A 13244-nucleotide genomic window follows, 5' to 3' on the forward strand; every position below is an offset into this window, starting at 1 on the left:
TATCATACTACAAGCCATTGTTTTACAAGATGACCTATTCGTTGTAGATGCAGACAAAAATGTCTATAGAGAGGTCTCGGTGAGCTGACAATAAAAATCTCTTAATAAAGCTACTATACCGCCATCATGGATCGGACAATACAAAACTTTCATGAATAATTTTTAGAATTTGCATGAGTTTTTTTTATATAAAATTTAATTAAAAGTAGGAATCTATAATCGCTGTAACAGTTAAGTGCATTGTAGATTAGGCGGCCATTTGGCTTTTAGCTTATAATAGCTGCCAAGTTTATTTGGAATTTCATGTGTGAAAATCATATTTGCAGGCACACCAGAATTTGCAGCAACTGCATTGGCTGCGCTTCTCAAAACCGATCATGAAATTGTGGCGGTCTATACTCAGCCGGACCGTAAAGCCGGTCGTGGTCAGAAACTTACCGCTTCTGCTGTGAAACAGCTGGCGCTTGAACATGACATTCCGGTATATCAGCCACTTCATTTCAAGTCTTCAACTGAAGAAGGTCTTGCTGCTCAGGCTGAGTTAAAAGCGTTGAATGCTGATGTGATGGTTGTAGCTGCCTATGGTCTGATTTTGCCGCAAGTGGTTCTGGATACGCCTAAATATGGTTGCCTGAATATTCATGGTTCACTGCTGCCACGCTGGCGTGGTGCTGCGCCGATCCAACGTGCAATTGCAACAGGTGATCACGAAACTGGCGTGACCATCATGAAAATGGCTGCCGGGCTGGATACTGGTGACATGATGTATAAAACCTTATGTCCAATTACTGCAGAAGATACCTCAGCCAGCCTGCATGATAAACTAGCTGCTCAAGGTGCTGAAGCAATTGTAGCGGTACTGGAATCTGAAGAAAAATTACAACAGTATTTAGCTGCCCGGGAAGTGCAGGACGAAGAACTTACCGTCTATGCTCATAAGCTGTCTAAGGCAGAAGCCCGAATTGACTGGAGCTGTACTGCCTCTAATATTGACCGTAATATCCGTGCCTTTAATCCTTGGCCAGTCGCTTTTATTCCTCTGGATGAAAATAACAACCTGCGGGTTTGGGGTTCGGTACTTTCAGAAAAAAATGCACACTGTCATGTCGCTGGCACGATTCTAGCGATTGATAAACAGGGTGTACATGTGGCCTGTGGTGATGAAAAAGCAGTGTGTCTCACTTCACTACAATGGCCGGGCGGCAAACCGCTCAATCCGGTACAAATTAACCAGACCCAAAAATTACATGTAGGACAATTATTGGCATGAGTCATTCTGAATCAGGCACATCTCACCTTAACTTGCGTGCCCAAGTGATTCGTACCTTACTTGCTGTACAGCAAGGACAATCTCTGGCCAGTATCTTGCCGCTGCATTTAAAGAAAGTGGCCGACCGTGACCGTGCCCTGTTCCATGAACTGGTATTGGGTACTTTGCGTCAATGGTATGCACTTAAAAGTATTACTCTGCCACTGCTGGTGAAGCCTTTAAATAATGACACGGTCGAAACCTGTCTTTATGTCGGCCTATACCAGTTACTGGAAACCCGAATCGCGCCACACGCTGCCATTTCTGAAACCGTGACTGCAGTAAAGCAACTTGGTTATCAGGCTTTAAGTGGCGTAGTGAATGCCATTCTGCGCCGTGTTTCACGTGAAACATCGGAATTTCAGGCAGCACTGGATCAGGCTCATGGCCTGCCAAGCTGGCTCTTTAAACGCCTGAAAAAAGACTGGCCAGAACAGCTTACTGAATTGAGTCATGAGCTAAAGCAGATTGCTCCACTGACCTTGCGCGTAAATGAACGTCAGGTTAGCCGCGAAGACTATCTGGAAATTCTGGAAGAGCACGAAATTCCTGCGCACGCCTGTACTGTTTCCAAAGTTGGGATTATTCTCGATGCCACTGTACAGGTACCTGACTTACCTGGCTTTGATGTCGGTGGTTTTTCGGTACAGGATGAACATGCCCAGCTCTGCGCTACCTTGTTGCCAAATCTGGATGACAAGTTTGTGATTGATGCCTGTGCAGCACCGGGTGGTAAAACGGCGCATATTCTAGAAAAATATCAGCCGCGTAAACTGATTGCGCTGGATCAGGATGCCAAGCGTTTAACACGTGTCACTGAGAATCTTGAACGCCTGTTACTGGAAGGTGAACACGTTGAAATTAAAGCCGCAGATGCCATCACTTGGCAGGCACCGGAACAGCCGGACTGTATCGTGCTGGATGCGCCATGTTCAGCCATCGGTGTAATGCGTCGCCATCCAGATATTCGTCTGTTACGTCATTCAACCGATATTACCCAGACAGTAGAGCTGCAAAAGCAGATTCTGGAAAATATGTGGCAGCAACTGAAAGTCGGTGGCACCCTGCTCTATATCACCTGTTCAATTCTCAAAGCAGAAAATGAACAGCAGATGGTCGAATTCTTTAGCAAACATGCAGATGCTAAGGAAATCAAAATTGAAGCCGATTGGGGTATTGAACAGATCCATGGTCGTCAGCTTCTCCCTAAAACCGGTCAAGGCGATGGCTTCTTCTATTGCCGGATTGAAAAAACTGCTTAAATGATATTGCTAAAAGAAAAGGTAGCTTTGGCTGCCTTTTTTATTGTTTTGATTTGAAATTCTTATTGTACAAATTTAAAAATCACTAGACTGGTCGCCAATGCCGCCATCCCACTGACCAGACCATAAACGGTTTCATGACCTTTAGAAAAACGTTTTGCAGTCGGTAAGAGTTCATCTAGTGCCAGATAAACCATCACCCCACCGATAATCCCAAACACCATGCCATAAATGGTATGACTCATATACGGCGCCAGAATGAAATAACCCAGCGCAGCGCCCAGAGGTTCAGCAAAGCCTGAAACCAGACTGGCCACAAGTGCATAGTCTTTACGGCCTGTTGCACCATAGACCGGTAATGCAATCGCAACACCTTCAGGCACATTATGAATCGCAATGGCAACCGCCAATGGTGCACCCAGTGCAGGACTTTCCAGCGTCGCAAAAAAAGTCGCCAATCCTTCTGGCAGGTTATGTGCACTAATCGCAAATAACGTCAGTAGTCCTGTTCTTAGTAATTGCGGCTGACTCAGATCCTGTTTCGATTGTGCCTCAATGGTTTCATGCGGATTAGGAACGAATCGATCCAGCAATAAGACCAGTACCACACCCAATAAAAAGGCAAAAGTACCATAAGCAAAACCGGATTTTTCATCAAAGGCCAGGCTAAATGAACTGATCGATTTATTTAAAATTTCTGTAAGAGAGACATAGATCATTGCTCCGGCAGCAAAGGCCAATCCAAAGGCTAAAACCCGGTAGTTGGGTTTTTTCAAGAACAGCACCAATCCCCCACCCACCAAGGTAGCCAGACCTGCCAAAAATGTCACTGCAAAAGCAGTATAGACTTGTGCATCAGTAACGGGAGTAATTCCCATAAGACTGCCCATTAAAAAAGTCATTATCACCAAAGATGATAATGACTTTCATTTACAGCAACAATGTGTTTATGTGAAGATTTTTAGTCTTCTGGTTCTTCTGGATTTTTTGCCAGATGCATGACAGCCAGTGCCAGACCACCCCATAATAAAACCATGGAGAAAATCATCATAATTAATGCAGATGTATTCATATTCGTTCTCCTAACTATGACGATCTTTCACTAGACTGAACAGAATGGCACCCAGAATAAAGAATGCAATCGTACCCCCACCAATCATCCATAGCGTACTTGCAGGATAATCACCATAACCTTCTGCCATGATTGATTTTAGGGTTAAACCCAATGCCGATAGTAAAGATAACGGCGTGATTACAGTCAGCATGAATTTCCAGCTGCCACCCAGTTTCAGACTGGCAAACTCGTTCACATGTGTTTCTAGCTGTTTCATCAATGGACGACGGAACCAGGACAATAAAATGATCGAGAACAGACCACCACCCACAATACCAATGTTGTTAGCGAAGTAGTCAATGATGTCGACAAAGGTAATGGCACTATGAGTCGAGAACATCAAGGTGGATACAACTGCTGAACCACCTGCAATAATAGTCACTGACTTGTTCTTCGACCAGCCAAGTTTGTCTTGGAATGCCGCAATTGGCACCTGCAGAATACTGACCATAGAGGTAATACCTGCCACCGTTAATGAACCAAAGAACAGGAAGCCGAACAGGTCACCACCGGCACCTAAACTGGAAATGATTTTCGGGAAGGCAATAAAGGCCAGACCGATACCACCAGAGACCACATCTTCAACTTTCGCGCCTGAACTGAACGCCATAAAACCAAGTGCTGCAAAAACCCCAATACCTGCCAAGATTTCAAAAGACGAGTTAGCTAATGCCACCACAACGCCTGAACCGGTCAGGTTAGTTTTACGTTTCAGGTAAGAGGCATAGGTCAACATAATCCCGAAGCCCACTGAGAGTGAGAAGAAGATGTGACCAAATGCAGCCAACCAGACTTTATAATTGGTCATGGCTTCCCAGTTTGGGGTAAAGAAAGCATTTAAGCCATCGACTGCACCCGGTAAACGTACCGCCTGAATCACCAGAATCGTGAATAAAATTACCAGTAATGGCATGAAGATTTTATTCGCCAGTTCCACCCCACGGCGTACCCCACCGTAAAGAATCAGCATCACGGCTGCCCAAACGATCACCAGACCAAAGAACAGGACCGGTACAAAACCGAAAGTTAAGCCCTCACCATTTTGCAGGTAGCTATTGAAGAAAAAGGCTTGTGTATCTGTGCCCCATTGCTGTCCAAAGGAATAAATCATATAGCTGCCGGCCCAAGACAGGACGCTGGCATAATAAATCCCGATGATCAGGGTCACCATGACCTGCCACCAACCCAGAGATTCTGCATTCATGAGTTTTTTATAGGCCATTGGTGGTGCTTTGCGGAACTTATGTCCGACTGCATAATCTAAAAATAATAGAGGTAAACCTGCTGCAAAAATCGCAATCAGATAAGGAATCAGGAATGCCCCGCCGCCATTTTCATAGGCAACGTATGGAAAGCGCCAAATATTCCCCAAACCAACGGCAGAGCCAATGGCTGCAATAATAAATCCTGATCGTGCCGACCAATTCTCTCGAGTATCTGTCATAGAACACCTAAACTTTAAACTTCATTCAATACTGCTTGTTATGGTTATGTCGCGAGCACTGAAGAAGCATTTCAATTATTTCGGGTGTTTGAATTAGAGTTATACCTTTTGGGCATCGAATTCTAATATACAAACAGGTCAGCTAGCCGGACAGCTTGCTTAAAGTCTGAACAGAAAGCAGACCTTGTAGATGGTTCAACAATACTGACTTTTTCAAATTTTTTCTGTAATTTCTGCTTAAAACATTCTTTTTTTATAATCTATTCTTATCAAATGCTCAATAATTCTACGCTGAGCCCTTGATTTTATTGGTTATATGTATATAAACTTTTTGGAATATATTGTTTTTAAGTTTTACTACAGTTTTCAAGCTATTTTTCGCTCTTAATTCATCAAGTATTAAATAGAGATTGAAAAAGTGTTTTTAAATCTTCTTCGTTCATTTTCTTCTGAATAAAAACAGAGCTGTGTCTTCATTTATTCAGTCTATATTTTCTGCCTACGCTGCTACCTTTTTAAGCAATAAAAAGCAAAATTCCACAACCGACCTGCCTTATGCCGATTGTGGAATAGTACTGATTGATTCGGTCAGCTTAACATTTGATGACAAGCATCCGTTCTTCCTGCATGTCACGAATCGCAGACTGAATGCCTTCACGGCCCAGACCGGAATCCTTGACACCGCCATAAGGCATATTATCAACACGGAATGACGGAATATCATTGATAATCACACCGCCGACATGCAGATGATCCCAGGCATACATCATCTTCTGCAGATTCTGGGTATAGATGCCGGCTTGCAGACCAAAGCGACTGCTATTAATACAGGCAATTCCTGATTCAAAATCGCTATAAGCTTCAATAATAGCGACCGGACCAAACACTTCATTACGATAAATTTCCAGTTGATGATCTACCTTTTCCAACAGGATCGGTTCAAACATCGCACCCTTCACTTCACCACCAGTCAGTACATGGGCACCTTGCGCTACGGCATCTTCCATCCAGCGATGCAAACGTTTAGCTTCAGCTTCCTTGATCATTGGCCCTAGCAAAGTTGTTTCCAGATCGGGATCACCGGCTTTCAGATGTTGCAGTTTCTGAACCAGCTTGTCTTTCAGTTCTTCAAAAATATCCTGATGCACCAATATACGTTGCACACTGATACACACCTGCCCTGCATGACCATAAGCGCCACCAATCAGACGGTCAATCAGCTGTTCACTGAGTTCAGTATCTGGCTCAATCATCACTGCGGCATTCCCACCGAGTTCCAGTGTGACTTTTTTACGGCCGGCGCGGGCTTTCATATCCCAGCCCACGACATCAGAACCGGTAAAGCTCAATAGTTTAAAACGGTCATCTGTAACCAGTACATCTGCAAGATCGCGTGGACACGGCAGAACTGAGAATGCATTCTTCGGTAAATCGGTTTCTGCCAGAATCTCGGCAATTTTTAAGGCTGAAACTGGAGTCAGACTCGCCGGTTTTAATACAAATGGACAACCTGCAGCAATTGCCGGCGCAATTTTGTGTGCGGTCAGATTTAATGGAAAGTTAAATGGACTAATCAGGGATACAGCGCCAATCGGTACCTGTTTCACCATGCCCTGATAACCGGAAGCTGCGGCGGTGACTGCCAGAGGCAAAATACGCCCCTGATCCATCTGGGTGACCGCATCTGCCGCAATCTGGAAAGTATTGATCAGACGTTCTACTTCTGCACCGGCTGCTTTACGTGGCTTGCCACCTTCCGCAATCAGGATTTCAGTCAGTTCTTCACGGATTTCATTAAACCGCTTCACACAATGCAGCAGAATTTTTTGTTTCTGGAAAGGTTCCAACGCTGCCATTTCTGCTTCTGCCTCAGTCGCAGACTGAATCGCCTTTTCTAAAGTTTCAGCATCTGCCAGCGCGACACGTGCATAAAGCTCCTGACTATATTTATGTTTGACCTCCAGCCATTCACCCGTTTGTACCGGCTGTCCTGCCACATATAATGGATAGTCTTGATGATGTTGTGCTGCTGTCGATCCCATTATTCTGCCCTTCACATTAGCATATACATTTTAGAAATTACCTATATCATGCACTTACTGATTACGTTTAAGAAGATGTATTTAGGTAACAAAATCGCTCAATTTAAAGAAAGCGTAAGGAAAATTAGAAATGCGTACACAATTATTCACTGCATTATTACTAGGATTAGGACTGAGCAGCATAGGCCATGCCGATGTGATTGGTCTTAAAGCAGATGCCAGCTACTGGAATTTTGACGGTTATAGCCAGTCTGCAAATGCCAGCAAACAGGACCTGGATCGCCAAGGCACGGCACAACTCTCTGTCGCATTTGAACATCCAGTACCACTACTGCCAAATGCCAAAATCAAATATGTGAATCTGGACAGCAATAGCGAACAAAGCACCCCGCTGAATGCTGCCGATATCGAACTCAATAATATCGACTATATTCTGTATTACGAACTGCTAGATACCATTGTGCATGCTGATATCGGTGCGGGTCTGACTAATCTGGATGGTACAGTCAGAAATCTGAATGCAGGTGTCCTGACTCAGTACGATCTAGATGAATACAGTCCATTACTCTACGCTACAGCTGGGGTAAAACTGCCATTTACTGGCATGAGTGCTAAAGCTGAAGCGGTTTACAGTCACGGTAGCGATATCAAAAAGACTGATGTTCAGGCTGAACTGCAATATGACTTTATTGATAACCTGCTGGTTGATGTAGGGGCTAAAGTCGGTTATCGCATCATGAATATCGATGCCGAACAAAATAATGCGCCAGACTTGGAACTGGAATTTAAAGGTCCTTATATCGGCTTAGACATACACTTCTAAATAATATAATGACTTATGGAAATTAGCCTTAACCCTGTAAGCCGAGACGTACAATGATAGATGTCATCGACGTCTATGCCAGCTTTCAGGTTCAGACTATTCTATAAACATACAGAGCAGGAAGCTCAAATACCTAAAAACAAGAAGAATAAAGCAGTGCACCAGGACGTGAGGTACGACAGGAGTTATACCTAAACACGAGATACGAAAAAAGCCCCAACAGGATGTTGGGGCTTTTTTTATCTATAAATTCTTAGCATTGTTTAACAGTTCCGAGCTAAAAATCCAACATTGTAAGAATCGCCTTGTTGTTAATCTGAAAATCCTCACATTTTTTGGGAACAGCAATCATGGTAAAAAAGGTCCTCTTTATTACTTCAAACCAAGGCGTTGAACATGATGAACTGGTCGAGCCTTTAAATTTTCTAAAATCCAAAGGATTTGAAGTGATTCATGCGGCAGAAAAAAATGAAGAGGTGGCAACAGTAAAAGGCGATACTAAAGCTGCTACCTCATATACGCCTGATACCAGTTTTGATCATGTCACACTGGGTGATTATGATCTCTTGGTTGTTCCTGGTGGCACTGTGAATGCAGATACGCTAAGAATCAATGAATCTGCCCAGAAAATCGTGCAGCATTTTGCTGATCAGCATAAACCGATTGCCGCAATCTGTCATGGGCCATGGGTTCTGATTGATGCACAGCGAATTAAGGATAAAAACCTGACCTCGTACAAGAGCATCAAACTGGATCTGGAAAATGCCGGTGGTAAATGGGTCGATGAACAGGTTCATCGTTGCAATACCGGTGACTGGGTTCTGATTACTTCACGTAATCCGGATGACATTCCTGCTTTCAATGATGCCATCTTAAAAGAACTGGAAGGCGATGCTGCCTAAGTTCAAACTATAAAAAGCCTCCAGATGGAGGCTTTTTTATTTTCTTGATCTTATTTTATTTAAATGCCACCTTTTAGGCTTTTTAGATAAGCCACTACATCTTTATTACCGGCCATTTCTGCCAGTTCCAAAGCGGTATAGGTACTGCGATGATCGACATCTGCGCCTTTGCTCACCAGCAGTTTAACTACTTCCAGATGATCGTTTTCAGCAGCTGCATGTAAGGCACTATAGCCTTCTTCATCGGCTGAATTCACATCCAGACCTTCCTGCAAGGCTTGTTCGACCTGTTCAATATCACCTAAGGATGCCCAGTACACCAGTTCAGGAAGATGCAGTTCATCGTCATCGTCAGGGATTGGGGAGAATGAGTTGAGTTTCATTTTTTTCACTCACAATTAATACTAAATATATAAGTAAATATGTTGCATCAATATTAAAATAATAACTATTCAAAATTTTCCAGAATTTTGTCTAAGTGTTTTGGAAGTTTGATTTCTTTAGGTATAAATTCGTGTGTACCATTATCCAACTTTTTAATAAATACAATTGAATCATCTCGAATGATATTTCTTTCATTTAGGTGTAATAGATCAATTCTAGATTGACCAACTGCAGCGGCAGAAAATATAAAGCCTAGAGAAATTAAAAGAAATCTATTAAACTCAAAGAAATATGAATATTCATAAATAAAGCCATAAAAAGCAAAAAATTAGCTGAAACCAACTGTCCATGACAGAATTTTTTTTGTGGTATCCATTTATAATTAAATAAAGTTTAAAAATTAAGTTCTTATTTTAAACAATCAAAAAATAAGAAGCCCCCTTTCAGAGGCTTCTTATTTCAAACTCAAGGTTTAAGCTTTTGCAGGAACGGTATCTGCTGAACCAATCTTTTCAGATTCATCATCATGCATGATCAAAGCAACTGCAATCGCTGTAATCAGTACCGGTAAACCGACTGCCATAAAGTTAAAGTGTGCAGGCAGGTTCATACCGAGTAAGCCACCGATCAGGATCGGGCCAACAATCGCACCCATACGACCAATCGCAGATGACCAGCCAATACCTGTTGAACGTACTGCCAATGGGTAGAATTGTGCAACATAACTGTATAGCAACATTTGCGAACCGATTGATGCTGCACCTGCCAGGAACACCAAGATGTAAAGCAGGAACTGGTTAGATGCAAAGCCCATTGAGCTCATCACAATCGCACCCATCATACCGAGGAACATCAATACCGGTTTCAGGTGGAAACGGTCAGCCAAAATACCACCACCGACAATGCCAACCACTGCACCCACGTTCATCGCCATCATAAACATTAGGCTGTTGTCCATTGAGTAGCCCGCTGCCATCATTAGCTTTGGTAACCAGCTGCTCAGTGCATACATGGTTAGTAGGCAAGTAAAGAAAGCTACCCAGAACAATAACGTATTTACGGCACGGCCACGACGGAACAGGCTCACCACGTTTGCTGCTTCAGGTACATTCTCCTGTGGCAGTTTAAAAGTTGTATTGTCTGTAACACTTAGATTTGGAGCCAAACGTCGTACAATTTGACGTGCTTTTTCCTGTTTGTTATCTTTGACGATAAAGGCTAAAGATTCTGGCAGGAATTTCCAGATCACTGGTAATAAGAATAATGGAATACCTGCGATAAAGAACATGATTTGCCAACCAAAACTTGGGGTAAACCATGAACCCAATAAGGCAGCCATCACACCACCTACCGCATAACCACTAAACATAGTAGTTACTAAGGTACTACGCATTTTTTGTGGTGCATATTCAGAGGTTAGTGCCACCAGGTTTGGCATAACACCACCAATGCCCAGACCGGCAAGGAAACGTAAAATTCCGAACTCAGTCGGGTTTGAAGCAAAACCGCCGGCAAAGGTCAGACCACTGAATAATACGATACAGATCATGATGACTTTTTTACGGCCAATTTTATCTGCTAGAGAACCAAAGATCATCGCGCCAAACATCATGCCGGCAAGTGCAGTACTGGCAAGCATTCCCGCTTGAACGGCACTTAAGCCCCAGTCCTGCATTAATAAAGGTAAAACAACACCATTGATTGCTAAATCGTAGCCGTCAAACAAGATAATGAGTAAACACCAAGCAACTACATTGAAGTGAAAAGGCGTAAATTTCGCATTATCGACTACAGAATTTATATCTACTGTTTCCGTTGTCATCGTTCTCATCTCCCATGAGTACTTGTCCATAAAATCCTTTTGAATATCCGGGGGAATATTCAAGTTTTAGCAATATACGCAAGTGAGATTTAGTGCACAATAAGACCAAATGATGGAGCAATTTCAGCCATAAAATAGCGGCTATTTGTGTGATTTATCACATTTTTATAAAACTAAATAATTGAATAATTAGACATTTATTATTCTCATTAAAATGCTTATATAAATAGTCTATAGACCAATGATTTTTTGATTTATTCAATTTTTTATGAATGATTTTTATACTTTAAACAAAAGATCCCTTTCTTATGAAAGGGATCTTTTGACTCAATTCAGATTTATAGCAAGTGGATTGGCAAAAAGTGACTAGGTTTTAATAGAATTCAGCTTCTGTTTCGCCAGTGAGGTCTCAGCATTTCGTTCTGCATTCAGATCTTTACGTACAATCATCGCCACTGAAATCGCGCCGATAATGGCTGGAATCGCAACAGCCAAGAAATTCATTTTATGTGGCAGCTCCATACCCAACAGGAATCCAATAATAATTGGACCAACGATTGCCCCTACCCGACCGACTGCGGACGCACAACCAATACCGGTAGAGCGGATTGCCAATGGATAGTACTGAGCCACGAAACTATAGAGCAGAATACTACTACCAATTGCCGAAGCACCTGCAGCAGCGACTAACAGATAGATCACAGCTTGTGGAGAGTTAAAGCCTAATCCAACTAATGAAACTGCACCCAACAGGAACATGCCAATAATGACGGGTTTCAGATGGAAACGATCCGCCAGAATACCACCACCAATGGTTCCAACCACTGCACCAATATTCATGGCCATCAGGAACATCAAACTGTTACCCAGAGAATAACCCGCTGCCATCATCAGTTTTGGTAACCAGCTACCCAATGCGTAGACCATAAGCAGACACATAAAGAAGCAGCACCAGAATAATAAGGTACTCATGCTACGGCCCTGCTTAAATAAAGCAGCAATTGAAGCATCGGGTGCATGCACTTCATTCAGTACAAACTGGGTACTTGCAGTGACATTTTGCTCAGGACTGATCTGCTGAACAATTTTACTGGCCTTCTCATTTTGCTGTTTTTTTACCAGGAAAGTTAAAGATTCCGGTAAATACAAATACAGTATAGGCAGCATCAATAATGGAATACCTGCGATATAGAACATGATTTCCCAACCAAAACTTGGGGTAAACCAGGCACCTAATAACGCCGCCATAATCCCGCCAACTGCATAACCACTAAACATGGTAGTGACTAAGGTACTACGCATTTTTTGTGGCGCATATTCAGAAGTTAATGCGACCAGATTCGGTAAAACACCACCAATACCTAAGCCCGCAATAAAACGCAGGATGCCAAATTCAGTCGGACCAGAGGCAAAACCGCCCCAGAACGTAAATCCACTGAATAAGGTCACACAAATCAGGATGACATTTTTTCGTCCAATTTTATCTGCCAGCATACCGAAGAGCATGGCACCAAACATCATGCCGGCCAGAGCGGTACTTGCAAGCATTCCGGCCTGAACTGCCGTCATATTCCATTCTTGCATCAGTAGGGGTAAAGCAACACCGTTGATTGCCAGATCATAACCGTCAAAAATAACGACAAATACGCACCAAAGTACGATCTTTAAATGAAAAGGTTTAAACTTTGCTTCATCCACTACAGCATTCACATTCACTGTTGTTGCTGTCATTTTTCCTCACCTCCAATTGTGAGCTTTTTTATTCTATGAAAAAATGAATGTTCATTCACTTTTGTATATAAAATGGATGATTCTTTAAACCTTGTCTACTGCAAAACTTACCAAGTTAGATTTTTTTAATAAAATTTAGGCTAAAGTCGTAGATCGAATATTTTTTAGACAAACCAATAAAAAAATAAGATGAAGTTAATTAATTATAATTTTCACGTTATTTATATATTTATTATTTAGGCATGATTAGGAGGTTATTTACTTCTTTTCCTAAAAACCCGCAGATAAAAAAAGCCCCCTGCGTGAGCAGAGGGCTTTTGGAATAATGAGCTGGCGATGACTTACTCTCACATGGGAGACCCCACACTACCATCAGCGCTAAGAGGTTTCACTTCTGAGTTCGGGAAGGGA

At 42.5% G+C, this 13244-nt stretch carries 11 protein-coding genes; 4 read left to right on the forward strand and 7 right to left on the reverse strand.

The annotated features are described in order from the left end of the window. Positions 1 to 307 precede the first annotated feature (307 nt). Together fmt and rsmB are read left to right on the forward strand one after the other, a co-directional pair. Complete coding sequence (gene fmt / locus FTU00_RS13605; protein ID WP_166137418.1) at positions 308 to 1270, forward strand: methionyl-tRNA formyltransferase; 963 nt, start codon at positions 308 to 310, stop codon at positions 1268 to 1270. Beyond that, positions 1267 to 2571, forward strand: coding sequence for a 16S rRNA (cytosine(967)-C(5))-methyltransferase RsmB (gene rsmB / locus FTU00_RS13610; RefSeq protein ID WP_180034278.1), 1305 nt, complete (start codon positions 1267 to 1269; stop codon positions 2569 to 2571). Before fmt ends, rsmB begins: the two co-directional genes overlap by 4 nt. 62 nt (positions 2572 to 2633) lie before the next feature. On the opposite strand, the gene zupT is transcribed toward rsmB, so the two are convergent. The 4 genes from zupT to FTU00_RS13630 all read right to left on the reverse strand — a co-directional run bounded on the left by zupT (position 2634) and on the right by FTU00_RS13630 (position 7171). After that, on the reverse strand, positions 2634 to 3449 hold the full coding sequence (zupT, locus tag FTU00_RS13615) for a zinc transporter ZupT (RefSeq protein ID WP_180168014.1): 816 nt from the start codon (positions 3447 to 3449) through the stop codon (positions 2634 to 2636). An 83-nt stretch (positions 3450 to 3532) separates the two neighbouring features. Continuing rightward, positions 3533 to 3643: a methionine/alanine import family NSS transporter small subunit gene (locus tag FTU00_RS13620; protein ID WP_004780392.1), complete on the reverse strand. Its 111-nt coding sequence runs from the start codon at positions 3641 to 3643 to the stop codon at positions 3533 to 3535. A gap of 10 nt (positions 3644 to 3653) precedes the next feature. Next, positions 3654 to 5129, reverse strand: coding sequence for a sodium-dependent transporter (locus FTU00_RS13625; RefSeq protein WP_125279821.1), 1476 nt, complete (start codon positions 5127 to 5129; stop codon positions 3654 to 3656). Positions 5130 to 5722: 593 nt separating this feature from the next. Then, positions 5723 to 7171 carry an aldehyde dehydrogenase family protein gene (locus tag FTU00_RS13630; protein WP_180047696.1) on the reverse strand — a complete coding sequence of 483 codons (1449 nt, stop codon included), beginning with the start codon at positions 7169 to 7171 and terminating at the stop codon, positions 5723 to 5725. Positions 7172 to 7301: 130 nt separating this feature from the next. Here FTU00_RS13630 and FTU00_RS13635 point away from each other — a divergent pair, with 130 nt between their 5' ends. After that, on the forward strand, positions 7302 to 7994 hold the full coding sequence (locus FTU00_RS13635) for a TIGR04219 family outer membrane beta-barrel protein (protein ID WP_180179897.1): 693 nt from the start codon (positions 7302 to 7304) through the stop codon (positions 7992 to 7994). A 350-nt stretch (positions 7995 to 8344) separates the two neighbouring features. Continuing rightward, positions 8345 to 8896 carry a type 1 glutamine amidotransferase domain-containing protein gene (locus tag FTU00_RS13640; protein ID WP_180004125.1) on the forward strand — a complete coding sequence of 184 codons (552 nt, stop codon included), beginning with the start codon at positions 8345 to 8347 and terminating at the stop codon, positions 8894 to 8896. Positions 8897 to 8955: 59 nt separating this feature from the next. Here FTU00_RS13640 and FTU00_RS13645 read toward each other — a convergent pair whose 3' ends face one another. The 3 genes from FTU00_RS13645 to FTU00_RS13655 all read right to left on the reverse strand — a co-directional run bounded on the left by FTU00_RS13645 (position 8956) and on the right by FTU00_RS13655 (position 12833). Beyond that, complete coding sequence (locus FTU00_RS13645; protein ID WP_180004123.1) at positions 8956 to 9279, reverse strand: ankyrin repeat domain-containing protein; 324 nt, start codon at positions 9277 to 9279, stop codon at positions 8956 to 8958. Between the two features lie 473 nt (positions 9280 to 9752). After that, a complete protein-coding gene (locus FTU00_RS13650) occupies positions 9753 to 11102 on the reverse strand; it encodes an aromatic acid/H+ symport family MFS transporter (protein WP_180004121.1) in 1350 nt (449 codons plus the stop codon). A 366-nt stretch (positions 11103 to 11468) separates the two neighbouring features. Next, positions 11469 to 12833 (reverse strand): MFS transporter, encoded by a 1365-nt coding sequence (locus FTU00_RS13655; RefSeq protein WP_180018796.1) that lies wholly within the window; start codon positions 12831 to 12833, stop codon positions 11469 to 11471. Positions 12834 to 13244: the final 411 nt, after the last annotated feature.

This window comes from Acinetobacter sp. YH12041 (assembly GCF_013419975.1).
Lineage (GTDB): Bacteria > Pseudomonadota > Gammaproteobacteria > Pseudomonadales > Moraxellaceae > Acinetobacter.

Excerpts from the sequence above, each read along its gene's own strand:
- rsmB (WP_180034278.1), top strand. The coding sequence starts at position 1,267 with ATGAGTCATTCTGAATCAGGCACATCTCACCTTAACTTGCGTGCCCAA.
- zupT (WP_180168014.1), bottom strand. The coding sequence starts at position 3,449 with ATGGGAATTACTCCCGTTACTGATGCACAAGTCTATACTGCTTTTGCA.
- FTU00_RS13620 (WP_004780392.1), bottom strand. The coding sequence starts at position 3,643 with ATGAATACATCTGCATTAATTATGATGATTTTCTCCATGGTTTTATTA.
- FTU00_RS13625 (WP_125279821.1), bottom strand. The coding sequence starts at position 5,129 with ATGACAGATACTCGAGAGAATTGGTCGGCACGATCAGGATTTATTATT.
- FTU00_RS13630 (WP_180047696.1), bottom strand. The coding sequence starts at position 7,171 with ATGGGATCGACAGCAGCACAACATCATCAAGACTATCCATTATATGTG.
- FTU00_RS13635 (WP_180179897.1), top strand. The coding sequence starts at position 7,302 with ATGCGTACACAATTATTCACTGCATTATTACTAGGATTAGGACTGAGC.
- FTU00_RS13640 (WP_180004125.1), top strand. The coding sequence starts at position 8,345 with ATGGTAAAAAAGGTCCTCTTTATTACTTCAAACCAAGGCGTTGAACAT.
- FTU00_RS13645 (WP_180004123.1), bottom strand. The coding sequence starts at position 9,279 with ATGAAACTCAACTCATTCTCCCCAATCCCTGACGATGACGATGAACTG.
- FTU00_RS13650 (WP_180004121.1), bottom strand. The coding sequence starts at position 11,102 with ATGACAACGGAAACAGTAGATATAAATTCTGTAGTCGATAATGCGAAA.
- FTU00_RS13655 (WP_180018796.1), bottom strand. The coding sequence starts at position 12,833 with ATGACAGCAACAACAGTGAATGTGAATGCTGTAGTGGATGAAGCAAAG.